Source organism: Pseudomonas sp. EA_65y_Pfl2_P78 (genome assembly GCF_963970495.1).
GTDB classification, from domain to species: Bacteria; Pseudomonadota; Gammaproteobacteria; order Pseudomonadales; family Pseudomonadaceae; genus Aquipseudomonas; species Aquipseudomonas baetica_A.
Map to the genome: position 1 here is coordinate 1 of NZ_CAXAON010000021.1, position 25,879 is coordinate 25,879.

A 25,879-nucleotide genomic window follows, 5' to 3' on the forward strand; every position below is an offset into this window, starting at 1 on the left:
AAAGTTCGCAGCGATAGACCGATTTCCCGGCAGGCTCTGATTTTTCTGGCGCCTGCCGTGATCGCGCTACCCAGCCAGGCAACGAGCAACTGGCGCTCTGGCAAAGACGTTAGTTGTCCTCGTTGTCTTTGGTCCCCCAGTAGTCGTTGAGCTTTTTTCGCAGCACCAACAACGCGGCTGTTTCAGCGAGCGCCTTGTCTTTGCGGCGCAGCTCGCGCTCAAGTTCCTGGATGCGTTTCTTGTCTTTGCGAGATTGTTCCCGATCTTCTTTTTGCTGGGCCTTTTCCGATTTCTGTCCGGTGATGAAAGCTCGTCGCCAGGCGGTGATTTGTTCGGGATAAAGGCCTTTGCGGCGGCAGTACTCACCCAGGTCGATCTCAGACAAACCGGCGGCTTCAAGCACGACAGCAAACTTGGTTTCGGCTGACCAGTTCTCGGTCAACGGCTTGTTTTCAGACACTGCATTTCCTTCAGAACTGAGCTGCTTGCGCCAGTTGGACAAAGACATTTCGCTGACCCCTTCTCGCCGGGAAACCTCGGCCATCGACAGGTTCAGCGGGGGAAGCAGCATCTTAAGTAACGCGGCTCTGCGTTCAGGTGAATAGTACGGCACGACCAGTCTCTTTCCGCCCCCGATATGCTTTTTTTGGAAAAACCGGAGAGGCGACAACTATCCTGACACCGGGGGTGATAGCCCAAATGCTCAGTCCGCAAGCCTCAGGACTTAAGCAAAGCGCATCCCCCGAAAACGCACCGTCCTACGCCTTCGGCAGTGCCAAGAACGCCGATTCTTCCCTCGAGACAAAATTCCGAACCACTAGATTTGGATGTCGGTGAGCGGGTTCGCTATCGGCACAAAGCTAGCGCGCGCGGCTGCTTCTGGCCCAATGTGTGTGAAAACGCGTCGCCAAAACTGAAGTGAGCGTGTTTGCGTTAGATCTGAAATTTATAGGCCGGGAAGAGTCGGGATAACGGGACGGATCTATTTCGGGATGCATGACGGGAAGAGAGCTCGATAAACACCAGCGTTTAAAAAGAAATTTCCAGACACTCTCTCAGGCTATACACCCTTGCGCCTTTGCCTACAGCTACGCCAGAATCCGCCGGCTTGTGCGCTTTGTACCTGGTCTTTATCGTCTACGTGTCGCTGGCAACCCAGCGACCGGGTTTAGCGACCCGACCAGGTATAAGTGCAACGACGCTCCAGTTTGTCGCAGACGTTTGCGACGACGATATGGTGGCTGTGCGTGGGAGACCTTCGGGTCTGCCGGGTCTTATACCTCTCGGTTCGCTAACCCGCGTACAGCTGCCACCCTTACTTGTTTAGCGACAGGTGTCGGTGGTTCCACCAGGTATAAAAATGGAGCTTCACCGTGATCAAACCCACACCCAACCCGCCCGAAACCGACTCGGTTTCCCCCTACGAATCCCTCGACTCAAAAAAACTCCACGAAGCCGCCGACCGCGCGCTCGACCATTACCTCTGTCCGCCCGGTTCCACGCCGCCGCCACGCAAAACCCGCGGGATGTACGCCGTGACGGCGGACAACAAAAACGAAGAACTGCTGATCGATGCCAGTGAAACACTCGCTTCGGCGCAAACCATCGCGCAGAACGTCGCCAGTCTGTTGCCGGCATCGCAGCGTCGGGCGTTGTTGGGGATTGCGCAGTTGATCATGCTCGGGGAGTTGGCGGTGAATCGGGCGTTGGATAATTTGCAAGTGCCGGGGTGATGCGGGTGCCGGGATCACCTGGTGATTGATCGGGTGTTCATTCTGGCGCCTTCGCGAGCAAGCTCGCTGGGTTTTATGCTGATTGCAGATTTTGTGTAAGACGCTGAAACCGGTGGGAGCCAAGGACAGAGGGGACGGATTCATGTTCGAAAAATAAATCCGTCCCCTCTGTCGCGTTTGCTGTTTTTGGCTCTGCATTTCCTTGAACACGGGGAAATGCAGCTACCGCTAAGGTGGCCCGTTATGCAGTCGCCACGTCTTTTGGTGTAAATGTATCGCGCGCTACATTACCGATGGTGTTGGTCGTGTAGGCATCGAAACTTCCGCCAATCAGACCTCCCAGCAGCGGCACGGCTTTGCCAAGATTGATCACGCCTTTTTCACCAAACTTGGTGAACAGCTTGAAGCCGACCTTTTTGTTTATCTCTATCAAAGTCTTACCGGAAATCGACTTCACGGCGTTCATCGCGAGTTTGTTGCCCACGGCAATACCGATGTCTTTCAGCACTTCTTTGGCGGAGTTGGCTGTGAGACAGGCGAAAACGAGGGTCTTTACCTTGTCATCCTTCACATCGTAACCACCTAGGTGGGCGATGGCAGCGATCATGCGAATTTGTACGAAAAGCACACTTGTGATGTTGGCGGGCAACGCTACGGGCAGTGTAATTAATCCACCCAGGCCGGTAATGAAGCCTGAGGTGGCCGATTTGGTGTTCTGCCAGCGAATCAGGGAGTTAGCTTGATCGTAAGCAGGGCTTTCTTCCTTGGCGTAGCTGGCTGCGAGCTCCTCGGCGGAATCAAGACCGGAGAACCCATTCACAGATCTTTCGTAGGCCCAATCAAGTACCTGCATTATCTTTTCTTGACTTATCAGTTCCATCTTCAGTCTCAGCGTTTGAATGATGGCCTTATGATGCCATGTCTGCCTGGTTATTTGCATCACTCCGCTTTGAACAAATTCCCTCCCAATACCTTCGCCGCCGCGCTGACGGCATAACTCCACTTTCTAAATAATCGCCCAGCCCCCCGCGATTAAATGCTGCAGGACAGAGGGGACACCTTTGTGGGCGCGATAAACGCCAACGTTTAAAAGTCAAAGTCAAAGTCAAAAGATCGCAGCTTTCGGCAGCTCCTACAGGGGGCGGCTTAGTAGGGTTTCTAGTCGGGCCAACGGGGGGGCGTCCTGGTTGCGGTCGAAGACCTGGATGCCGACTTTGAGCAATCGGCCGTTTTCGGCTGTTGCTATGGCTTGTTCGCAGCGGAGTAGCAGACTTCCTTGGTCACAGTCCTGCGCCTTTAGTCCTATCGGTAATTGACCTTCCAATTGCAGCTCAGCCATCCGACTCTGCGCCGCAATCATCGCCACCGACCGATCCCTTAAAACCCCGCTACTCTGCGTCATCAACCCCGCCACGCGCACAGCCGCCGACATCGCCACGGCAATAATCGCCAGCGCCACCAGCACCTCAATCAATGTGAAACCCGCTTCTCGGGAACGCGCACGCATAAATGGCCCAAAACCAAAGCACAGCCCTCGACGCTAACCCCCGTCCTTGACGGCTTGACGACGAAAACTCCCGAGGTTTTTCAACATCCCTGACATATCTTCTTGCAACACTGCGCGTCGAATCGAATCAAGCCAAAGGAATGTCGAGATGGATATCGCACCGTGCACACCGCCTGAACAGTCGCCGCGCAAGCCCCGTGGGCAGCAGGGTTTTACCCTGATCGAGATCATGGTGGTGGTGGTGATTTTGGGGATTCTGGCGGCGATGGTGGTGCCCAAGGTGCTCGACCGGCCGGATCAGGCGCGGGCGACGGCGGCGAAGCAGGACATTGGCGGGTTGATGCAGGCGTTGAAGCTGTATCGTCTCGATCACGGCACTTACCCGAGCATGAATCAGGGCTTGAAAGTGCTGGTAGAGCGCCCGGCGGATGCGAAGAACAGCAACTGGCGTTCGTACCTGGAGCGTTTGCCGAATGATCCGTGGGGCCGTCCTTATCAGTACCTCAATCCGGGTGCCAACGGCGAGATCGACATTTTCTCGCTCGGTGCCGACGGTCAGCCGGACGGCGACGGCGTCAATGCCGATATCGGTTCCTGGCAGCTTTAAGGCCGGCCATGAACAGACGTTCGCCTAATGGGGCGAAGCAACAGGGCATGGCGATCATCAGCGCGTTGCTGATTGCCGCCGTGGTGGCGGTGATTGCGGCGGGCATGTTGACGCGCCAGAGCGTCGCCACCCGTGCGCTGGAGGCCGATCAGCAGCGGGTGCAGGGGCGTTGGATGGTGCAGGGCGGCGTGGAGATCAGCCGCCAAATTCTTTGGGATGCCCGCCAGCGCGATCCGTTGACCCGGCTCGATCAGCCGTGGGCACAGCGCTTGGTGGCGCAGGGTTTTGAGGGGCGACTGGAAGACGAACAAGGCAAGTTCAACCTGCGCAATCTGGTGGCCAACGAACGTGTCGATGAGGCGCAGGTGCAGGCGTTTGAGCGTTTGTGCGAGTTGATCGGGGTCAGTGCCGCTTTGAATCAGCGTATCCGTCAGCGGGTGATCGAGTCGTACCCGCGCCTGTTGAATGTGCAGATTGCCGAGAACAACAACGGCTTCGACAGCGGTCGCGCCACATCGCCTAACGCCTCGCGCAAACCACAAAATCCGACGCTGCCGATGCTGCGCAGCATCGATGATTTGCGCAGTGTTGACGGTGTGAATGACGCGGTGATTGGCAAACTGGCGCCGTACCTCACGGTGATTCCCGCGACCACCTGGATCAACGGCAATACCGCCACTGCACCGGTGCTGGCGGCGTATGTGCCGGGGCTGTCGCTGGCGCGCGCGCAGGCGTTGATCAATGAGCGGGACGCCGGACGCTGGTTCATCAACCGGGGCGACTTCGTCAACCGCTTGCGCATGCCGAATCTGGAAGTCAGCAGCGTCAAGGTCGGCATCACCAGCGACTGGTTTCGCCTGCGCGGTGAAGCGCGACGCGAGCTGCGCCGGGTCAGCCTTGATGCGTTGTTGCATCGTAGCCAGGACCGTTTGCCGCAGGTGATCTGGTCGCGGGTGGGCGTATGACTCAGTTAAGGGTTGCGCTGCCGCCATTGGCGGAACTGGACTTGGACAGCACGCTGAATTGCGCATGGCTGGATCGTCAGGGCCAGGTCAGCCGTGAAGACTGGCTGACGTTGGCGCAGTTGATTCAGCTGCCGAAACTGCCGCCACTGCTGTGTTTTCTGCACCCGGCGGACAGTCTGTTGGCGAGTATCGATCTGCCGCCGCTGCCCGCAAACAAGACCGCAGCGGCGGTGCAGTGCGCGGCGCAGGCGCTGATGCTCGGCGACAGCAGCGAAATGCACATCGCCCACAGTCCGCGTGACGAGGCGGGGCGGGTGCAAATCGCGTGGGCGTCGCGTCAACGCCTGCTGCACCTTGCGCATCTCCTCAAGCATTCCGGCCTGAACCTGCGCGGTCTGTACCCGGCGGTCTACAGCTTGCCGGTGCTGCCGGGCCTTGTCGCGTACGTGCAGGACGGCCATCTGTTGCTGCGCGAAAGTCTGCAATCGGCACGGGTGCAACCGTTGTTTGATGAAGGCGTCGACAACTCGCTGTGGGAGCCGGGCGTTACGCTGCACTGGATCGGCGCTGCGCCGCCACCCGGTGCCGAACTGCCCATGAGCGAAGCCCAGCGCTGGACCGGGCCGGTACCGGGGTGGGGCTTGCACGGCGCGGTGCAACAACAAAGCCATGAACATCGCGGCTGGGGGCGGGCGATTGGTTTTTGCGCGTTGGCCGTGGCGGTGTGGGTAATCGGATTGAACCTCTATGCCGCCCGCGAAGCGAGCCAGGGCCAGCAACTCAAGGCACAAATGAGTCAGCGGGTAAAACAGGCTTTCCCGCAGTTACCGGTGATCCTCAATCCGCTGCAACAGGCTCGTCAGCAATTGGCGGCGCGGCGCAAAGGCGCGGCGGATGATCCGGCGCAAACCTTCAATCGCCTGGTGCTGCAGGCCGGCACTGGCATGCCGTTCATGGCCGGCAGCGTCGAGCGTCTGGCCTATGTCGACGGGATGTTGCAATTGACTCTGCCGACCGACGCTCGCCGCAGCGGCAATGACAAGGATTGGCAAAGCGCCCTGGCCCAGGCCGGGACCAGCGTGACAGCCGACGACGAGGGCTGGACGTTGCGCCCGGCCGCTGAAGCCAGCACCCATGAAACCGAAGACAACAGCAGCGAGGCAGACGATGAATAAGGCTGCGTTTGTGGTGTACCGCGCCCGCTGGCAGGGCTTCAATCGTCAGTTGCAGGCGCGTTGGCAGCCGTTGGCGTTGCGCGAGAAACGTATGGTCGCGGGGATGGCCATCGCGCTGTTCGGGTTGCTGGTCTGGGTGGCGCTGATCCAGCCACCGCTGAAGAAAATCGCCTATTGGCAAGCCGAAACGCCAAAACTGCGCGCCCAGACCGAGGCGCTGCAAGTGCTGCTGCGCGAGGTCAACGTGCGCCCGGACGGGCAAAGCGTCGGCCAGTCACTGGAGCAAACCCTGCAGGCCAGTGGTCTGGCCGGACACTACCAATTACACGCCGCAGGCGCCGGTTCATGGCAACTGACCTTCGACGCCGCACCGGCCGACGCGGTGCTCGACTGGCTGCTGAGCCAGCCGTCGCAACGTTCTCTGCAAGTGGTCGAGGCCCGTTTGCAACGCACCGACAACACCTCGACCGAGGTTACTGCCGGCACTCTGTCAGGCACCGTTCGCATGGATCAGGCGCTGGGCGCTAAGGAAGCTTCATGAAGGGGTCAGGATCCAAACCGGCACGCATGGCATTGCCGATGCTGCTGATGGCATTGAGCGCGTGCAGCAACACCTCTACACCGCCAAATCCGCCGCCGTTGCTGGTCGACAGCGAACTCGGCCGGCCGTTGGCCAACACTCAGCGCAGCGGTGATGCGGTGCTTGATCGCGAGCGGGCTCAGGCGCAAGTCAGGCCCGCGCCCAAGCAATTGCACAACATCACCCAGCGCGCTCGTGGTAGCGCCGCCTCACGGGGCAGCGCCGTGCGGAGCAATCCGCTGGGTGATCAACCGGTGACGCTGAATTTTGTCGAGGCCGATATTCAGGCGGTGGTGCGCGCCTTGTCACGTTCGACCGGTCAGCAGTTTCTGGTCGATCCGCGGGTCAAGGGCACTCTGACGCTGGTTTCGCAAGGGCAGGTGCCGGCGCACCAGGCCTACGACATGCTGCTGTCGGCTCTGCGCATGCAAGGCTTTGCCGTGGTCGATGTCGGCGGGGTCGCCCACGTCGTGCCTGAGGCCGATGCCAAACTGCTCGGCGGGCCGATCTACAGCGCCGACAAGCCTGCCGGCAACGGCATGCTCACCCGCACGTTTCGACTGCAATACGAGAACGCGGTGAACCTGATTCCGGTGTTGCGGCCGATTGTCTCGCCGAATAATCCGATCAACGCCTATCCCGGCAACAACACCGTGGTCATCACCGATTACGCCGACAACCTGACCCGCGTCGCGCAGTTGATCGCCAGTATCGACACGCCAAGCGCCATCGACACCGACGTGGTACAGATCCAGAACGGCATCGCTGCTGACATCGCGCCGATGGTCGCTGATTTACTCGACACGCCGGGCAATGATCCGACGCAGAAAATCGCGGTGATTGGCGATCCGCGTTCGAACACCATCATCATTCGCGCCGGCAGTCCGGAGCGCACGGAACTGGCGCGTAATCTGATCTACAAACTGGATAACGCGCAGAGCAATCCGAGCAATCTGCATGTGGTGTATCTGCGCAATGCGCAGGCGTCGAAACTGGCACAGGCGTTACGTGGTTTGCTCACTGGCGAAAGCGACAGCGGCACCAGTGACAGCGCGCGTTCGGTGCTCAGTGCCATGGGCAGCAGCGGCAGTAATGGTGGTTCGAGCGCTCAGAGTGGTACGCAAACTAGCGGCACTACTTCGACCACTTCCAGCAACGGTAGCACTGGCGGCAGTTATGCCCAGGGCAGCAGCGCCACCAGCGGCAGCGCCCAAAGCACCGAACAGAACGTTGCGTTCAGCGCGGGTGGCGTGACGATTCAGGCGGACGCGACCACTAACACCTTGCTGATTTCCGCGCCGGAGCCGCTCTACCGCAACCTGCGCGAAGTCATTGATCTGCTCGACCAGCGCCGCGCGCAAGTGGTGATCGAAAGCCTGATCGTTGAAGTCGGCGAGGATGATGCCAGTGAGTTCGGCGTGCAGTGGCAGACTGGCAACCTGGGCGGCAATGGCGTGATCGGCGGGGCGAATCTCGGTGGTTCCGGGATCAACCTTAGCGGCAAGACCAGCCTAGACGTGTTGCCGCAAGGCTTGAACCTCGGTTACGTCAACGGCACCGTCGACATCCCCGGCATCGGCAAGATTCTTGATCTGAAGGTGTTGGCGCGAGCGCTGAAGAGCAAGGGCGGTACCAACGTGCTGTCGACACCGAACCTGCTGACGCTGGACAACGAAGCGGCGAGCATTTTCGTCGGCCAGACCATCCCGTTTGTCAGCGGCAGCTACGTCACCGGCGGCGGGGGCACCAGCAACAACCCGTTCCAGACCGTGACGCGTGAAGAAGTGGGGTTGAAACTCAACGTGCGCCCGCAGATTTCCGAGGGCGGTACGGTCAAACTCGACATCTATCAGGAAGTCAGCAGCATTGACGAGCGCGCGTCCAACAGCGCGAGAGCGGCGGGCATTGTCACCAACAAACGTGCGATCGACACCAGCATCCTGCTCGATGACGGACAGATCATGGTGCTCGGCGGCTTGCTGCAGGATGGCTACAGCCAGAGCAATGACGCGGTGCCGTGGCTGTCGACCATCCCCGGAATTGGCGCGCTGTTTCGCAACGAGCGCCGGGCGATCAGCAAGACCAACCTGATGGTGTTCCTGCGCCCGTACATCATTCGCGACAGCGAAGCGGGACGCAGCATCACACTGAACCGTTATGACTTCATGCGCCGCGCACAGGGCGGTTTGCAACCGGAGCGCAGTTGGGCGATGCCGGACATGCAGGCGCCGCAATTACCCACGGCGGCGCAAGGCGTTCCGGTGAGCAGGCCGACGTCGGGGCCGCGCGCCACGATTAAAGCAGTGCCTTTGCAATGAGCGTCTTGCCTTACGCCTGGGCCAAGGCTCAACGCATTCTGTTGTGTGACGGCGTGCTGACGGTGTGCCCGTCAACGCCCGGCTGGTCGATCAGCGAGGTGCGACGCCAGTTCGGCGCGGCAAAAGTTGCGCGGGTGCGCGATGACGAACTCGACGGTTTGCTCGCCGCCGCCTACGCCGACACGGGCAGCGCCGCGGCGGTGGTCGGCGCTGCTGAAAACGAAGTCGACCTTGATCGTCTGATGCAGGACATGCCGGAAATCACCGACCTGCTGGACACCCAGGACGGCGCGCCGGTGATCCGCATGATCAACGCGCTGCTCACCCAGGCCGCTCGCGATGAGGCCAGCGATATTCACATCGAACCGTTCGAAACCCATTCAGTGGTGCGCTATCGGGTCGACGGCACCCTGCGTGACGTGGTCTCGCCGCGCAAGGCGTTGCACGGTGCATTGGTGTCGCGGATCAAGATCATGGCCCAGCTCGACATCGCCGAAAAACGCCTGCCGCAGGACGGTCGAATTGCCCTGCGGGTGGCCGGGCGGCCGATTGATATTCGAGTTTCCACCGTACCGACTGGACATGGCGAACGCGTGGTGATGCGTTTGCTCGACAAACAGGCCGGGCGTCTGCATCTGGAAACCCTCGGCATGGACGCGCAGGTGCTGGCCAAACTCGACCACCTGATCCGCCAGCCCCACGGCATCGTCCTGGTCACCGGCCCCACCGGCAGTGGCAAGACCACCAGCCTTTACGCGGCGCTGGCGCGACTCGATGCCAGCACCAGCAACATCCTCACCGTCGAAGACCCGGTGGAATACGACCTGCCGGGGATCAGCCAGATCCAGGTCAACGCCAAGATCGACATGACCTTCGCCCTCGCGCTGCGGGCAATTCTGCGCCAGGACCCGGACATCATCATGATCGGCGAGATCCGCGATCTGGAAACCGCGCAAATCGCTGTACAGGCTTCGCTGACCGGTCACCTGGTGTTGGCGACATTGCACACCAACGACGCGGTGTCGGCGGTCAACCGCTTGATCGACATGGGCGTCGAGCCGTTTCTGCTGGCCTCGTCGATGCTCGGCGTGCTGGCGCAGCGCTTGGTGCGGCGCCTGTGCAATCAGTGCAAACAGGAAGACCCGGCAGCCCCCGGCACCTGGCGCCCCATCGGTTGCCCGGCGTGTAATCAAACCGGCTACAGCGGCCGCACCGGCATTCACGAATTGTTCTGCATCGACGACGACATTCGCACCTTGATTCACCAAGGGGCAGGGGAGCAAGCCTTGCGCGCTTCGGCAGCCAAGGCCGGCATGTTCAGCTTGCGCGAGGACGGTGAGCGCTGGATTCGCAGCGGTGCCACCGCCCCCGAAGAAATCCTGCGTGTGACACGGGACGCCTGATGAATCGCTATCGTTTTGAAGCCGCCGACGCCAGCGGCAAAATCGAATCCGGGCACCTGGAAGCGGACAGTCAAACCGCCGCGTTCAGTGCCTTGCGTGGGCGCGGCTTGACCGCGTTGTCGGTGCAAAAGGAAAGCAACGTCGCCCATCAGGGCGGTGGTGGATTGTTCAGTGCCAAGCTCTCGGACAACGACCTGGCCTGGGCCACCCGGCAACTGGCGAGCCTGCTCGGCGCCAGTTTGCCGCTGGAAGCGGCGTTGAGTGCCACGGTCGAGCAGGCCGAGAAAAAGCACATCGCCCACACCCTCAGCGCGGTGCGCGCCGACGTGCGCAGTGGCATGCGTCTGGCCGAATCGCTGGCGTCGCGACCACGGGATTTTCCCGAGATCTACCGGGCGCTGATCGCGGCGGGGGAGGAGTCCGGTGATCTGGCGCAGGTCATGGAGCGGCTCGCGGATTACATCGAGGAGCGCAACAATTTGCGGGGCAAGATTCTCACCGCGTTTATCTATCCGGGCGTGGTCGGGCTGGTGTCGATCGGCATTGTGATTTTCCTGCTCAGTTATGTGGTGCCGCAGGTGGTCAGTGCGTTTTCTCAGGCGCGACAGGATCTGCCGGGTTTAACCCTGGCGATGCTTAACGCGAGTGATTTCATCCGCAGTTGGGGCTGGCTGTGCGCGGGGATCATGGCCGCAAGCTTCTGGAGCTGGCGCCTGTATCTGCGCAACCCGGCGGCGCGTTTGAGTTGGCATCATCGGGTGCTGAAACTGCCGCTGATCGGGCGCTTCATCCTCGGCCTGAACACCGCCCGATTCGCCTCGACCCTGGCGATTCTCGGCGGCGCCGGGGTACCGCTGCTGCGCGCACTGGAAGCGGCGCGGCAGACCTTGTCCAACGACCGCTTGAGCCTGAGTGTCAGCGACGCCACGGCCAAGGTGCGCGAGGGCGTGAACCTCGCGGCGGCGTTGCGGGTGGAGAACGTGTTTCCGCCAGTGCTGATTCACCTGATCGCCAGCGGCGAGAAAACCGGTTCGCTGCCACCGATGCTCGAACGGGCGGCGCTGACCCTGTCCCGGGATATCGAGCGGCGGGCGATGGGCATGACCGCGCTGCTTGAGCCCTTGATGATTGTGGTGATGGGCGCGGTGGTGCTGGTGATTGTGATGGCAGTGTTGTTGCCGATCATTGAGATCAATCAGTTGGTGCAGTAGCGGGTTTTGATGGTGTCTGATCGGGCCTCTTCGCGAGCAAGCCCGCTCCCACAGGAGGAACGCATTTCAACTGTGGGAGCGGGCTTGCTCGCGAAGAGGCCAGTCAGGGCAATAAATAATCCAGATTTTTTCCCAGGACTTCAGCATCACCCGACCGTTGACTCAACCATCCTCGGGTTCTCCTTTCTGTCATCTGCAACGACCCGTCAACGGCTCCAGCCCGATTCAGCCAAAACCCTGATCCAGACACCCCGCCAGCCACTGCAAACACCCGAGAAAATCGCGCAAAAATCACCGCGCACCTCCCGAGGTTTTTTCCTTTATCTGTCACCGGAACCTGCGAATTTCTCAGTGCGACTTAACCCGGGCCAACGCCTGCGAGGGCCAGGTGAGTCTTTCAAGTGTCATGCAGCCCCCTGAAAACCTGTGTTCACACCCTAGTTGAAAAGGAGATTCTTCATGTTCAAGCGCACTCTGATCGCCGCTTCCCTGACCGTCGCCGCTCTGGCCTCCGCTCAAGCCATGGCCGTTACCGGTGGTGGCGCAACTCTGCCAGCCGCTCTGTACAAAGGTTCTGCCGACAGCATCCTGCCAGCCAACTTCAGTTACGCCGCCATCGGTAGCGGCGGTGGCAAGACGGCTTTCCTGACCAACAACCCAGCCGGTTTCGGCACCACCGGCACTGTGCACTTCGCCGGTAGCGACTCGATTCTCAGCGCTTCGGAAATCAACACCTACAACACCAACTTCGGTGCGTCGTACGGCCCGCTGATCCAACTGCCATCGGTTGCCACTTCGGTTGTCATTCCGTACAAAAAAGCCGGCCAGACTGCTCTGAACCTGACCAGTGCTCAGCTGTGCGATGCTTTCTCTGGCGCAAAAACCACTTGGGGCGCGCTGCTGGGTACTTCCGACTCCACCAAGATCCGCATTGTTTATCGCAACGTCTCCAGCGGCACTTCGGAAATCCTGACCCGCCACCTGACTTCGGTCTGCCCGGCTCAGTTCACCACCAGCACCACCTTCACCAACGCTCGTCTGCCAGCCGGTTCGACCCTGCCTTCGAACTGGGTCGGCGTCGCCAGCACTTCTGAAGTCGCCACTGCCGTGAACGCGGTTGACGGTTCCATCGGTTATGTCGGCCCGGACGGCGTTGATGCGACCAGCAACGCGGTCGTTGCTCGTGTGAACGGTGTTCAGCCGACTTCGGCTAACGTCAACCTGGCACTGGCCGCTGTTGCTGCTCCGTCTACCGCTACTCAGGCTGCCAACCCAGCCAACTGGTCGCCCGTGGTACCTAACCCTGCCGTGGGTTACAAACTGGCTGCCTACACCAACTTCATCTTCGGCCAGTGCTACAAGGATGCAGCGGTGGCCGCTGACGTCAAAGCCTTCCTGACCACTCACTACAGCAACCCGGGTAACAACACCGCGACTCAGGCTCACAAATTCGTCGCTGTGCCTAACGCCTGGAAAACCGCTGTAACCGCCAACTTCATCACCAACACGTCGGGCTACAACCTGGACATCAACAACGCCAGCGTCTGCAACGCTATCGGTCGTCCTTTGTAAGCTCAAGCTGGCGTAATCGAAATGGCGGCAACCTTCGGGTTGCCGCCATTTTTTTGCTCGAATACACCCCGAACATGAAGTTTGTGTGACATCCGTTCGGTCGTGACTCTCGCCAACGGCCTATGTCGTAACAGCAGGTTTTTGCACGCCTGCGGCCTTGCGTGGCAACCCAAGTGTGGCAATCAAAAAGGATCTCGTAGTGATGCTCGCTCGCCCATCCCGTCGTCGTACCAACGTTCCGTCCTTCAAGCGTGATGCCGTGGACCCGGCGCTGTGGCTGCTCAAGCCGTTGGCGCAAGCGGTGGCGTTGTGTCTGGTGGCGGGCAGCGCGCACGCGCAGACGGCCTTCAGTTCGAGCTGGTTCGCTGCCAAGGGCGCCGCGCAGCAAGCCGCGGCAGCGCGGCCGAGCGTCGGTGGTTTGCCGGGGATGACGCCGCCATTGGCTCAGCAACAGAGGGCCAATCAGCAGTTGCAGCGGTCGATCCAGACCTTGAACAACACCGTTGCCGCGATTGCAGCACAGCAAGCGGCGCAGGCGGCCGGGCGCGCAACGGCGCTGGGTTCGGTGCAGTTTGTCCCGGACGGTCTGGGCGAGGGCGGTTTGAAGGTCGATAACAGCCTTGCGCAAGGTTGGCAGAACGCCAAGGGGCCGCAACAGACCCTGGCCGACGGCAAGACCACGGTGAAGATCGAGCAGACCGCCGACAAGGCGATTCTCAACTGGGAAACTTTCAACGTCGGTCGTAACACCTCGGTCGAGTTCGCCCAACAAGCGAACTGGGCAGTGCTCAACCGCGTCAATGATCCTAACGCACGCGCCAGCCAGATCCAGGGTCAGATCAAGGGTGACGGCACGGTGATGCTGATCAACCGCAACGGCATCGTCTTCAGTGGCAGCAGCCAGGTCAACGTGCGCAACCTGGTGGCGGCGGCAGCGAATATCACCGATATCCAGTTCCGTGATCGTGGCCTGTACTTCGACAGCACCGGCACAGCGCCGACCTTCACTGATGCCGCCGGCAAGGTGCTGGTGGAGCGCGGCGCCTCCATCGCGACGCATAAACCTGTGGCCTCCACCGATGCCGGGGGGTACGCGTTACTGCTCGGCAACGAAGTGCAGAACGACGGCAGCATTGGCACCATCAAGGGCCAGACGGTATTAGCGGCCGGTGACCGTTTCTACATCCGTAAAGGTTCGGGCACCGAAGGCAATGCGCTGTCCACCACCTTCGGTAACGAAGTCATTCCGGGCTTCAAGGCCGGGGCTGTGGCGGGCAAAGTCACTAACAATGGGTTGATTCAATCCGCCACCGGCGACATCACCCTGACCGGTCATGAAGTGGTGCAGAACGGCGTGTTGCTCGCCAGCACTTCAGTGGCGACACGCGGCACGATTCACCTGACGAACCCGATCACCGACACCAGCGGTAGCGTCACGCTGGGGCAGGGCAGTGCCACGGCGATCATGCTCGACAGCAGTGAACTCACGGCCCTCGACAGTCAGCGCGACGCGGCCCTGACCGCCGTCAGCGCCAACAACCGGATTCGTGGCGATCAGTCGCGCATCGAAATCCAGAGTGGCGCCAGCGTCGAGTTCCAGAACGGCTCGATCACCCTGGCCACTGGTGGTCAGGTTGCGGTCAATGCCCAGCGCCGCAGTCTGGTGCGTGACGGCGCGATGATCGATGTGTCCGGTGCTCTTGGCGTCAAAGTGGCGATGGAAAACAACAACATCAAGATCAATGTGCAGGGCAACGAGCAGCGCGATGCCTCGGTCAACCGTGAGAAAGGTGCGCTCAACAGCAATGACATCTGGGTCGATGTGCGCGAGCTGGTCTACGTGCCGGCCGGCACCAACGGCTATGCCACGGATCGTTGGTACACGGCGGGCGGTTTGCTTGAAGTCGGCGGCTACTTAGGCACTCAGGGCCACCGCGTTGGCGAGTGGATGGCGCAGGGCGGCACGGTGAGTTTTGCCGGCAACGATGTGGTCACTGAAAAGGGCTCGCTGATCAACCTGTCCGGCGGCACCCTGGATGTGCAGAGCGGGCAGATCCGCCAGAGCTGGTTGCGTGGCGCGGATGGGCGCTTGTATGAAGTTTCCCGTGCTCCGGGGGATCTGCTCTATACCGGGCTGTACAAAGGTTATGAAGACAACAGCGAGCGCTGGGGCCAGACGAGCTACTTCTACAATCCGCTGATTGCGCCGCGCGCACGTTTCGAGTCGGGGTACACCGTGGGGCGTGATGCCGGGCAACTGGTAATCGCCACCGCCAACGCCGTGCTCGAGGGGCAGATGATTGGCCAGGTGTATCAGGGCGAGCGGCAGAATCAGGCGCCGAAACCGTTGCTTGATGGCTACGAACAAAGCCAGACGGCGCTGGCACGTCGTGCGCAATTGATTGTCGGCAGTTATGACCCGGCGTATGTGGCGGCGGCGAGTGGATTGCTCTACACGCTCAATCCGTTGCTGGATCAGGTGCAGATTGGCGGCGAGCGTCCGGTGGCCGGCAGTGATCTGGATCTGGCCGGCGCGGTATCCGATTCGCGCAAGGGCAAGCTGTTTCTGGATAACGGTCAACTCAATGGTTTTCGCCTCGGCGCGCTCAAGGTTTCGGCCAAGGATCAAGTCGCCGTGGATGGCGCGCTCGCGGTCGATGCCGGTGGCGACATCACCCTGTATGCCCCGGATGTGCAAATGGGCGCCGACCTGACGGCTCGCGGTGGCAGTGTGCGGCTGGGTAACGTGCTCAATCAGTTCAACGGCTCGACAACCACCGACACGCAACTCACGGCGAAACCCGGCAACGCGGCACAGGTAGTGGTTGCCGAAGGCGTGCGACTGGATACTCGCGGTGTGTGGAGCAACCTGCGCACCAATCCGGATGATGGCGCGAGCCTGGCGTATCTCAACGGGGGGCTGGTGTCGATTCGCAGCAGTGGCGATATCGATATCGACGCCGGCAGTCTGCTCGATGTGTCTTCTGGCGGCGCGCTGCTCGCCAACGGCAAGACCCGGGGCGGCAAGGGCGGTGATTTGACGCTGGAATCCAGCGCCATTAGCGCACCGGGCCAATCGCATTTGAACCTTGCTGGCGAAGTGCGTGGCTACGGTGTGACGGGCGGCGGCACCCTGACCGTGCAGGCTAACAAGCTACTCATCGGGCAGGCTGACAAGGTGCTGGCCGACAACACCCTGCAGTTGTCCGCCGACCTGTTCAACAAGGGCTTCAGCGCTTACAACCTGATCGGTCTGAGCGGGCTCGACGTTGCCGAAGACACGGCGATTGACGTGAGCATGCCGGTGTACCGCTTTGCCGAAGCCGCGCCGGATCAGGTCAGCGGTGTTGATCCGCAATCGGCACTGGAACTGTGGACGCCAATGCTCTTCCAGGAAAACCCGATCAAGGGAGTGCTGACCCAACGTGCCGGAGCCAGCCTGACATTGCAGGGCGGGGCCAGTCTGGTCGGTCTGATCGACGCGGCCAACAGTGCGTTGACGCTTGGCCGTGGTTCGCGCGTCAGCGTCGATCCGGGGCAGAGCATCAAGCTGCGCGGTGCCGGGCAGATCACGGTTGAAGGTGAGCTCAATGCCTGGGGCGGCACGGTTGATATCCGCCAGCAACAGTTCGGCTCGATCAAACCGGATACGTCGATTCAATTGGCCGATCCGACTGCGCATAACCGTTCTATCTGGATCGGCGAGCAGGCGGTGCTGGATGTCGCTGGACGCGCCAACACCGCGCTCGATGCCTTGGGTCGAACCTACGGGCAGGTCGGCAAGGGTGGCAGCATCATCATCGGCGGTGAAATCGATTCGAAACGCGCGACTGCCACGGCTGCCGACGCCTACGTGATTGTGCGTCCGGGCGCGCGGCTTGATGCCTCTGGCACCGAGGCGATTCTGGATGTCGCCGGTCAGGGGCCAACCCGCGTTGCGACAGATGGCGGTCGCATCAGCCTGGGTTCCTACAACGGCCTGTTCATTGATGGTCACTTGCGTGCGGCGGCGGGCGGTGTCGGCGCTGCCGGCGGTCGTCTGGACATCGCCCTTGAGACGCCGCTTTACGCTGACTCGGCAAGCAATGCGGTGCGGGCGCCGAGGGAGATCATCATCGGCCAAGGCGCAGGTGAGGAATCGCTGGCCGTCAATCTGCGACCGGGCCAGGGCGCCGAAGGCTTGCGCTATGGCCAGGCTCGTCTGAGTGCCGACGGCTTGATGGCGGGCGGTTTCGATAACCTGGGCCTGTTGAGCAACGGCCTGCTGTCGTTTGACGGCGACGTCAATCTGCACATGAACCAGAGCCTCAATCTGTACGCCGCAGCGTTGTCGCTGGCCGAAACGTCCAGGGAAACGACACGTGTCGACTTGAGCGCTCCGTACTTGCGTTTGTCCGGTGTGGGCAGCTACTTCGCGGGCGTCAACAGGATCCGGCCGCGGTTGACCAATAACCCGACGGCTCAACTGTCGGACGCGACATTCAATGCGTCGGCAGACTTGCTGGACGTGGGTAATGGCCTTTCCGTCGGCACGCAGGGTTCGATTCTGCAACTCAATGCCCCGGCTGTTGAGTACAGCCGCCGGGCGTTCGGTGTGGTGTCACTTGACAGCCGCGGCGACCTGCGTTTCCTCGCGCCAAACGATGGTGCCGAGAAAACCCGGCTGTGGACGCCGGGTGACTTGAATCTTGGTGCTGCGCAGATCTATCCGGGCACTGGCGTCCAGGCTGAAGTGCGGGTCGGTTATCAGGGCGCCGTTGCGGAATCCGACCACACCCTGCGCATCAGCGGCCACGGCGCGGCGCCCGCTGAGGTGCCGTACTCGGTTTTCGGCAATCTGAGCTTTTCCGCTGCGTACATCGAGCAGGGCGGTGTTGTGCGGGCACCGTTGGGCAAGATTGTCCTGGGCGACGATTTGCTGACTACCAGCCACGAGGTACGCTTGCTTTCTGGCAGTACAACGTCGGTGAGCGGTGCCGGTCTGGTCATGCCCTACGGCGGCACCACCGACGGCATCGATTATCTCTACAACGGCAAATCCGTGGTGTTGAACGGCATCACTGGCGAAAAAAACGGTGTGGCAATCGGTGGGCAATACGTTGATGTGCAGAGCGGTGCCCTGATTGATCTGTCCGGTGGTGGCGATCTTCGCGGCGCTGGTTTCATCTCCGGGCGCGGCGGTTCTACCGATGCGCGTTTCAATCCGCTGGTGCGCAATGCCACCGACGGCACTTTCAGCTTGCCGGGGCTGACGAGCAACCCGGTCTATGCCATCGTTCCGGGCAATCAGAGCCGCTATGCGCCAGTGCTGGCGGAAGCGGGCGCGGTCGATCCGCGCGTGGGCCAGCAAATCACCATTGGCGCCGGTGTCCCGGGGTTGGCGGCGGGAACTTACACGCTGTTGCCATCCACCTTTGCCTTGTTGCCGGGGGCGTTCCGGGTCGAAGTCAACGGTCAGGCAACACCGACTGCGACGACGGCGGCGCTGCAACTGCGCAATGGTTCGTGGACCAGCAGCGGGCAGATGTCGATTGCCAATACCGGCCTGCGCGACAGCCTGGCCAGTCAGGTCATCCTGACGTCGGCGGACGTGCTGCGCCGTTACTCGCAGTACAACGAAACCGGGCTTACCCCATTCATCCGCAATGATGCCGCCAGGCGCGGGCTGCCCCGTGCATTGGCGCCTATGGACGGCAAGACCCTGGATCTGCGTTTGAGTACCGGTGGTCAGCAAGACATTGCTTTGCAGTTCAACGGGCGCGCGCTGTTCAACCCCGCCGAGGGTGGGTTGACCGGGACGGCGGTGGTGCGCGGTGGTTATGCCGGCAGTGACCTGGAAATCCTCGGAACCGGGCAGGCGCCGACCGCGCACGTCGCTGGTGTGTCGTTGTATGCCGACACGCTGAATAACCTCAACGCCGGGCGTTTGACCCTCGGTGCAATGCCGGACGTTGTGTACAACACGTCAGGCAATATCATCAGCTTCCTCGGCACCACCGCCAATATCGTGTTGCGTGAGGGGGCCGTCCTTTCTGCGCCGGAAGTCTTGCTGCGCACCACCTTGACCACTGGCGGTATTACGGTCGAGGCGGGTGCCGGGATCAACACGCTCGGTCGCGGCAACGTACCTTACGATTCAACGGCGGGCTTCATATATCAGCCGGGGGCATCAAGCCTGTTGCTCGTGTCGAACGGCTGGACCCACGTGTTGGCGCCACAAGCGGGCTCAAATCTGAGTGGTGCCGGCAGTATCCGAATTGGCACCTGTGCGGCTGATTCATGCAGTAATCCGGCGCTGCTTTATTCGAACGGCAGCATCACCGCTGCCACGGATAACCAGTTTGAGCTCGGTGAAGCCGTGCGCTTCGGCACGCGTCATCTGGCGTTGTCGGTCGGTTCGGTGAATGCCGGCAGTGCCGAGGCGCTGGCGGCGGCAGGCAATCGCGTACCGGCAGGTTTGACCCTCAACCAGAATGTGCTTGATCGACTGTTGCGCGGCGATACCCAATTTGGCGCTCCGGCACTGGAAACCTTGAGCCTGACTACCCGCGATGCTTTCAATTTCTACGGCAGTGTAAGCCTCGATACGCTTGATCCGCAGACCGGCCAAAGCAAACTGCAGAACCTGGTGCTCATCACTCCGGCGATCTACGGTCTGGGCGATGCCAACGATGTGGCGACCATCCGCACCGCCAACCTGGTCTGGAACGGCGCCACCCAAACACCCGGCAGCGTTATCACTGGCGGCGCCGGCACGGGCAGCGGCACGCTGGATATCCAGGCGCAACGCATCGAACTGGGTTACGGCCCGATGCCACAGCCCAGCGGCCTGGATCAGAACAATCGTCTGGCGCTGGGTTTTGCCAACGTCAACCTGACGGCCAGCGAACGCATCACCGCCAACCACAAGGGCAGTCTGGCGGTGTATCAGGAGCAGGGCGCTTACGACCCGGTCAAGGGCTACAGCTACAGCGGCGGCAATCTGAACCTGCGCACGCCGCTGCTCACCGGTGAAGCAGCATCGGTCAGTTTGCTCAAGGCCGGCAACAGCCTGACGCTCAGCAGTGGCGGGGCTTATGGGGTGGCGGATGCCTTGGGTGCGGAACTCAACCTTGAGGCTCGCAACATCGTTCTCGATAGCCGTATCGCCTTGGCCAGCGGCAAACTGACCGTGAAGTCCGAAGATGATTTAAGCCTTGGCAACGCCGCCGTGCTGGATCTGACCGGGCGTACCTTGCCGTTCAACGATGTCAGCAAGTACAGCTGGGGCGGTGACATATCGCTGTACAGCGCCAACGGCAATATTCGTCAGGCGGCGGGCTCGCGAATCGATCTGTCGGCGAAGAACAATCAGGCCGGTAATCTCAGCGTCGTCGCGTTGGCCGAGGCGGCCGGTATGGTCGATCTGCAAGGCGAGATCCTTGGTGGCAGCAGCGGTTACTACGACGCCGGGGGCACGTTGGTGCCGTACAAGGCCGGCGGCGTTGACATTCGCGCGCAGCGTCTGGGGGGGGATGCCACTGAACAGTTCGCCGCGCTCAACCAGCGTTTGAATGCCGGGCAGGTCTTCGGCAGCCGCAGCTTGCAGCTCAAGCAAGGCAACCTGCTCATCGGCGACGGCCTCAAGGCTGGCGAGGTCAATGTCTCGGTGGACAATGGCAGTCTGACGGTGGCCGGTCTGATCGACGCCAGCGGCGAGCGTGTCGGCAGTATTCGTCTGTCGGCGAAAAACGCTCTGACCCTGACCGGCAACAGCGTGCTCGATGCCCATGGTCGTGTGCTGCGGGTCGACAGCTACGGCAAGATCATCGATGCGCCGAACCGGGCGACGGTCGAGCTCAATTCCGGTGATGGTCTGCTCACCCTGGCTTCTGGTGCGCGGATCGATCTGCGTCACGGCACTGATGCGGTACCTGGCATTCTCGCGGGGCAAAACGATGGAATGCTGCGTGGCACGCTGGAGCTGAACGCGCCGCGGCTGGGCAGCAATGACATCGCCATTGATGCCAGTGGTGCGTTGACCATTCAGGGCGCACGTTCCATCGGTCTCAATGGCGTGCGTCGCTACACCGATGCTCGCGATGGCACCGATCAGGCCGTCACTGGCCGCCCGTATCAAGTGCTCGATCAGGCCATGCTCGATCGCATTCACGGTGACAGCAACAACTTCATCAACGCCGCTCTGGGCAACAATGATCTGTTGCAACGCAAACTCGCCGGGCTGAACAACGCCACCTATGCCGATGCGTTCCATCTGCGCCCGGGCGTAGAGATTGCCAGCAAGACTGCCGACGGCGACCTGGCGGTGGAGGGTGATCTGGACTTGTCTGGCTATCGCTACGCGAGCCTCAATCCGCATACGCGACTGGACCCGTCGGTTTACGGCTCGGGTGAGGCCGGCAGTCTGGTCATCCGCGCCGGCGGCAACCTCGATATTTACGGCAGCATCAACGACGGCTTTGCGCCGCCACCGCAAACCCAGGATGACGCCGGTTGGAAGCTGATCACCGGTGTGCAGCCGTTCGGTGGCGATCTTATCGTGCCGGGCACTGGCGTTTCACTGGCCGAAGGCACGCAGTTTCCGGTGGGGGCCGTGCTTAATTACGACGTGATGATTCAAGGCGCGGTATTGGCCAGCGGCACCTTGCTGCCGACTCAAGCGGTATTGGCCCAGGCCTATACCTTTGGCGCTGGCACCGTGCTGGCGGCGGCGATTCATGACGGCAATGGCAATCTGTTGTTTGCCGCCGGCACCTTGCTCTCCGAGAGTGTGACGTTGCCGGCGTCAACGCGCCTGGGGGCGGGGATTCGCCTGAACGACGCCACGTCGCTGCAAGCTATGACCTGGCCAAAAGGCGTGCCGCTGCCGGCCGTATACGATGTGGATGTGGGAACCGTTTCCGGGGTGAAATTGAGCGGTTCACTGGCATTGCTGCGCGGGTCACTCATCCCGTCCATGACGGACGTGAAGTTGGCTGATGGGACAACGATTATCGAATTGCGGTCGTTCAACGGCACCCAGCAGGGCAAGAACTGGGCGGTGGCGAGCATGCTGCCTGCAGGCACTGCCTCGTGGTCGATGCGTGTGGTGGCCGGCGCTGATCTTGACGCGGCGGATAATCGCACGGTCCAGCCGTTGACCAGCGGAGGTCATCTGCGGCTGGCGGACACTCACTATGGTGCGACGATTACGCAGGGCGTAGCGAAACTGGTCTGGGCCGTAGACAATCAGTATGGCTTCCCGCCCTACGAACCCATCCCCGACGAGTATCTGATTCTTTGTGAAATCGGCCCAAGCGATTGTGCGCCGATGGCGCGTTGGGTCTGGGCGCCGGGTAGCGGCATGGGCGCTGATTACGAGCCGGTTCCTGATGATTATCTGATCCTCTGCGAACTGCAGCCGGACCTGTGTCTGGAAAACAACCCGCAAAAATCCGCCAAGGTGCACACCCAGATGTTCAGCGTGCTGCGAACCGGCACGGGCGATCTCGACTTGATGGCGGCCGGCAATCTGAGTATGGATTCGCCTTTCGGCGTGTACACCGCAGGGACGCAGTCGGCCAATGTCGACCCGCTCTACAACCAGATGCGCGGGCACCTGTCCGATACAAACTCGGTTTTAGGCAGCACGGGAGCCGATTACGAAAAATGGGTCAACGGCGGCACTGACAGCCTCTATCAGGCCTGGTATCCGCAACTGGGCGGTAACCTCAGCATCAATGCCGGTGGCTCGATCTCCGGCGATTCGGTGGGGCGTAAAGAGCAGAAGTCGGGCGGTACTCGTGAGCAGATAGCCAGTGTTGCCGTTGGCAACTGGCTGTGGCGTCAAGGCACGGGGAATGCCGATGTTCCAACGGCCTGGTGGATCAATTTCGGCAGCTACATCACTCAACCGATACCCGACAGCAATATGAGTACCGAGCCGTACCTGGTGGGTTTCACCGGCTTTGGTACGTTGGGCGGCGGCAACATCAGTCTGCGCGCCGGGGCCGATGCGGGCATGTTGAAGCCGCTGGGAGACGCGACGAGTTACCTGCGCAGCCAGGGGCTCAACGTTGCAGTCGGCAGCACCGGCAGGGTCGGCAGCGATGGCCGCGTGCAAATGACGGGTGGCGGTGACATGGATATCCGCATTGGCGGCCAGCTCAACCCGTCACTGCAGGCCCGGGCTGGCGATACCGGCGGGGCGCGGCCGTTTCACGACCTGCAAGGTGCGTTGGTCAACCTGCGCGGCGCGGTGCAATTGACTGGCGGCGCCTTGGGCGGCATCGATCTGCAGTACGGCGCCGCGTCACGTTCGCATGACATCAGGGAAACCCGCGCGCTTGACCCGTTTACATCAACTACAAGCACAGCCTCTGGTGGTCTGGTATTGATCCCCGGTGACTCGGGGATGAGCCTCAGCACCCGTGGCGATCTGGTGCTGGGCGGAGCAAGCGACCCGGGACGCGTCAGCCTGCAGAACGCTACCCCGGTCTTCGACGCCAATGGTGACATCCAGAGAGGCGGGATCCTCAGTGGGTTTTCATTGTGGACCGAGCACACCGCCATCGACTTGTTTTCGGCCGGGGGAAACCTTACGCCTTCTACCCAAATGGCAGAGTTTAATGAGTTCAACAACTTCAGTTTACCGCTGGGGCGAAACACATCGCCTACAGACGGTCGATTCGTCTATCCGTCGATTTTGCGCGCAGTGGCGGGTCAGGGATCGATTTATGCCGGGCCTTCAGCATCGGTAAAAAGGAACGATTTCCCGCTGTCCGCCTACTCATTGCTCTTGGCGCCGTCGACAGCTGGCCAGCTGGAAATGCTGGCGGGCGATTCCATCTACGCCGGCGGCTATGCGATCAATCAGTCCGGAGCGAGTCCAGCGTCCATTGCCACGCCGTTCAATCCGGCGTTCAACCGCTTTGACAACAACGCGCAAGTCAGCCCCGTCGCCACCAATTACAGCAGTGACGGCGTCGCATCGGACGGCAACTTGCGTTATCCGTTGTTCGCATTTGGCCCCAACACGTATTCGGGTCTCAGCGGAGTGCAGGGGCCCGCACGCTTCTATGCATTAACTGGCGATCTGGTGGGCGTACGCAACGGCGAAACTCTGAATTTCACTACGTCCAAACGTACTTGGTATGAGGCGGCGGGGCCGGTGTGGATGATTGCCGGTCGCGACATCGTGGCGTCCGGGACCAATCTGGGCCAGCCCACTCAAGTCCAGTCGGATGAAATGGGTGTCGGGCGAGAGCTCATCACCTCCGCTGGCAACCTGTTCATCCACAATAATCCGCGAGACGTTTCACGGGTTTCGGCAGGTCGCGACATCCTCTATAGCAGTTTCGATATCGCCGGGCCGGGTGTTCTGGATATCAACGCCGGACGCAACATTCTCATGGAAAACCGTGCCAGCATCACCAGCCTCGGGTCGTTGGTGGCGGGGGATAATCGTGCGGGTGCCAGTGTGGTGCTGCAGGCCGGCGCGGGGGCGCAAGGCCCGGATTATGCGCAGTTCATCGCGCGCTATCTGAGCCGGCAGAATCTCGCCAATCCGGAAAGGTCCCTTACCGGGCAACCGGGCAAAGTGGTCAAGACCTACCTTGACGAACTGCAGAGCTGGCTGACCCTCGGCTACGGCTTCAGTGGCAACGCCGAACAGGCGCAAGCGTTCTACGCCGCGCTGCCAAGTGCCCAGCAGGCGATTTTCGCGCGGCAGGTGTACTTCGCCGAACTGCGTGCCGGCGGCCTGGAGTACAACGATGTCGACGGCCCGCGTCAGGGCAGTTATTTGCGCGGTCGCAACGCCATCGCGGCGCTGTTCCCGACTACCGACGTGGCCGGCAATCCGATCCGTTACGACGGCGACATCACGATGTATGGCGGAGCAGGGGTCAAGACCCTGTTCGGCGGCGACATTCAGATGCTCACCCCGGGCGGTGGTCAGGTGTTCGGCATCGAAGGCGCGGTGCCGCCATCGACGGCGGGGATCATCACTCAGGGTTCGGGCAATATTCAGCTGTACTCGCAGGGCAGCATTTTGCTCGGCCAGAGCCGGATCATGACCACGTTCGGCGGGTCGATCCTCGGCTGGTCGGCCGAGGGCGACATCAACGCCGGTCGTGGTTCGAAAACCACCGTGGTCTACACGCCGCCAAAACGCATTTACGACACCTGGGGCAACGTGAGCCTGTCGCCATCGGTACCGAGTACCGGCGCCGGTATCGCCACGCTCAACCCGATTGCCGAAGTGGCGCCGGGCGATATCGACCTGATCGCGCCGCTGGGTACCATCGACGCGGGGGAGGCGGGGATTCGTGTGTCGGGCAACGTCAACATCGCCGCGCTGACGGTGGTCAACGCCGCCAACATTTCGGTTCAGGGCAAGGCGACGGGGGTGCCGGTGGTATCGGCGGTGAATACCGGGGCGATCACTTCGGCCAGCTCCGCCGCATCATCTGCCACGCAAGCGGCAGAAGACGTCGCCCGTCAGCAGCAGGCAGCGTCGCGGCAGAACCAGGCCTCGGTGTTCACCGTGCAGGTGCTGAGCTTCGGCAACGAACAGCTCGCGCCTTCTCGCGATGGCGCGAGCCGTGCATCGGCGCCGGGTTACAACCCGAACAGCCCGGTGCAGGTGTTGGGTGCCGGGGCGCTGGATGAACAGGCGAAGCAGCAGTTGACCGAGGAGGAACGTGGGCAACTGACGTTGTAAAAGACTCTCGTGCGCAGTACGTTTGGGCGGCCGGTGGGTCGCCCTTTTTTTGCATGCCTTATTCCATTCTGTACAGCGGACAGCGTACGTCCAGGGCAGCAGTCG

Annotated in this window: 12 protein-coding genes and 2 pseudogenes; 11 read left to right on the forward strand and 3 right to left on the reverse strand. The window is 61.3% G+C overall.

The features are described from left to right. Positions 1-613: pseudogene (locus AACY02_RS16640) on the reverse strand (transposase); the annotation flags it as partial. 77 nt (positions 614-690) lie between these two features. Between AACY02_RS16640 and AACY02_RS16645 the strand changes: the two are divergent. Next, positions 691-795: pseudogene (locus tag AACY02_RS16645) on the forward strand (tail assembly protein); the annotation flags it as partial. A gap of 578 nt (positions 796-1,373) precedes the next feature. Next, positions 1,374-1,733, forward strand: a complete 360-nt coding sequence (locus tag AACY02_RS16650) for a DUF6124 family protein (RefSeq protein ID WP_339432888.1) — start codon at positions 1,374-1,376, stop codon at positions 1,731-1,733. 241 nt (positions 1,734-1,974) lie between these two features. Here AACY02_RS16650 and AACY02_RS16655 read toward each other — a convergent pair whose 3' ends face one another. Then, positions 1,975-2,613, reverse strand: coding sequence for an EcsC family protein (locus AACY02_RS16655; RefSeq protein WP_305438237.1), 639 nt, complete (start codon positions 2,611-2,613; stop codon positions 1,975-1,977). 252 nt (positions 2,614-2,865) lie between these two features. Further along, positions 2,866-3,240 carry a type II secretion system minor pseudopilin GspI gene (gspI, locus tag AACY02_RS16660; protein ID WP_339432889.1) on the reverse strand — a complete coding sequence of 125 codons (375 nt, stop codon included), beginning with the start codon at positions 3,238-3,240 and terminating at the stop codon, positions 2,866-2,868. 148 nt (positions 3,241-3,388) lie between these two features. Here gspI and gspG point away from each other — a divergent pair, with 148 nt between their 5' ends. The 9 genes from gspG (at position 3,389) to AACY02_RS16705 (ending at position 25,774) form a co-directional block, all read left to right on the forward strand. Next, positions 3,389-3,847 carry a type II secretion system major pseudopilin GspG gene (gene gspG, locus AACY02_RS16665; RefSeq protein ID WP_123533611.1) on the forward strand — a complete coding sequence of 153 codons (459 nt, stop codon included), beginning with the start codon at positions 3,389-3,391 and terminating at the stop codon, positions 3,845-3,847. A gap of 8 nt (positions 3,848-3,855) precedes the next feature. Then, positions 3,856-4,812: a type II secretion system minor pseudopilin GspK gene (gene gspK, locus AACY02_RS16670; RefSeq protein WP_339432890.1), complete on the forward strand. Its 957-nt coding sequence runs from the start codon at positions 3,856-3,858 to the stop codon at positions 4,810-4,812. Next, entirely contained in the window at positions 4,809-5,987 is a 1,179-nt protein-coding gene (gene gspL, locus AACY02_RS16675; RefSeq protein WP_339432891.1) for a type II secretion system protein GspL, read from the forward strand. Before gspK ends, gspL begins: the two co-directional genes overlap by 4 nt. Continuing rightward, positions 5,980-6,528 (forward strand): type II secretion system protein GspM, encoded by a 549-nt coding sequence (gspM, locus tag AACY02_RS16680; RefSeq protein ID WP_339432892.1) that lies wholly within the window; start codon positions 5,980-5,982, stop codon positions 6,526-6,528. The genes gspL and gspM overlap by 8 nt, the downstream gene beginning before the upstream one ends. Next, positions 6,525-8,885 (forward strand): type II secretion system secretin GspD, encoded by a 2,361-nt coding sequence (gene gspD, locus AACY02_RS16685; protein ID WP_339432893.1) that lies wholly within the window; start codon positions 6,525-6,527, stop codon positions 8,883-8,885. The genes gspM and gspD overlap by 4 nt, the downstream gene beginning before the upstream one ends. Next, positions 8,882-10,288, forward strand: a complete 1,407-nt coding sequence (gene gspE / locus AACY02_RS16690; RefSeq protein ID WP_339432894.1) for a type II secretion system ATPase GspE — start codon at positions 8,882-8,884, stop codon at positions 10,286-10,288. The genes gspD and gspE overlap by 4 nt, the downstream gene beginning before the upstream one ends. Then, positions 10,288-11,499: a type II secretion system inner membrane protein GspF gene (gspF, locus tag AACY02_RS16695; RefSeq protein WP_339432895.1), complete on the forward strand. Its 1,212-nt coding sequence runs from the start codon at positions 10,288-10,290 to the stop codon at positions 11,497-11,499. The genes gspE and gspF overlap by 1 nt, the downstream gene beginning before the upstream one ends. Positions 11,500-11,958: 459 nt before the next feature. Then, positions 11,959-13,071: a substrate-binding domain-containing protein gene (locus AACY02_RS16700; protein ID WP_339432896.1), complete on the forward strand. Its 1,113-nt coding sequence runs from the start codon at positions 11,959-11,961 to the stop codon at positions 13,069-13,071. Between the two features lie 202 nt (positions 13,072-13,273). Next, the gene (locus AACY02_RS16705; protein ID WP_339432897.1) at positions 13,274-25,774 is read left to right on the forward strand and encodes a filamentous haemagglutinin family protein; all 12,501 of its coding nucleotides are present in this window, start codon (positions 13,274-13,276) and stop codon (positions 25,772-25,774) included. The last annotated feature ends 105 nt before the right edge of the window (positions 25,775-25,879 follow it).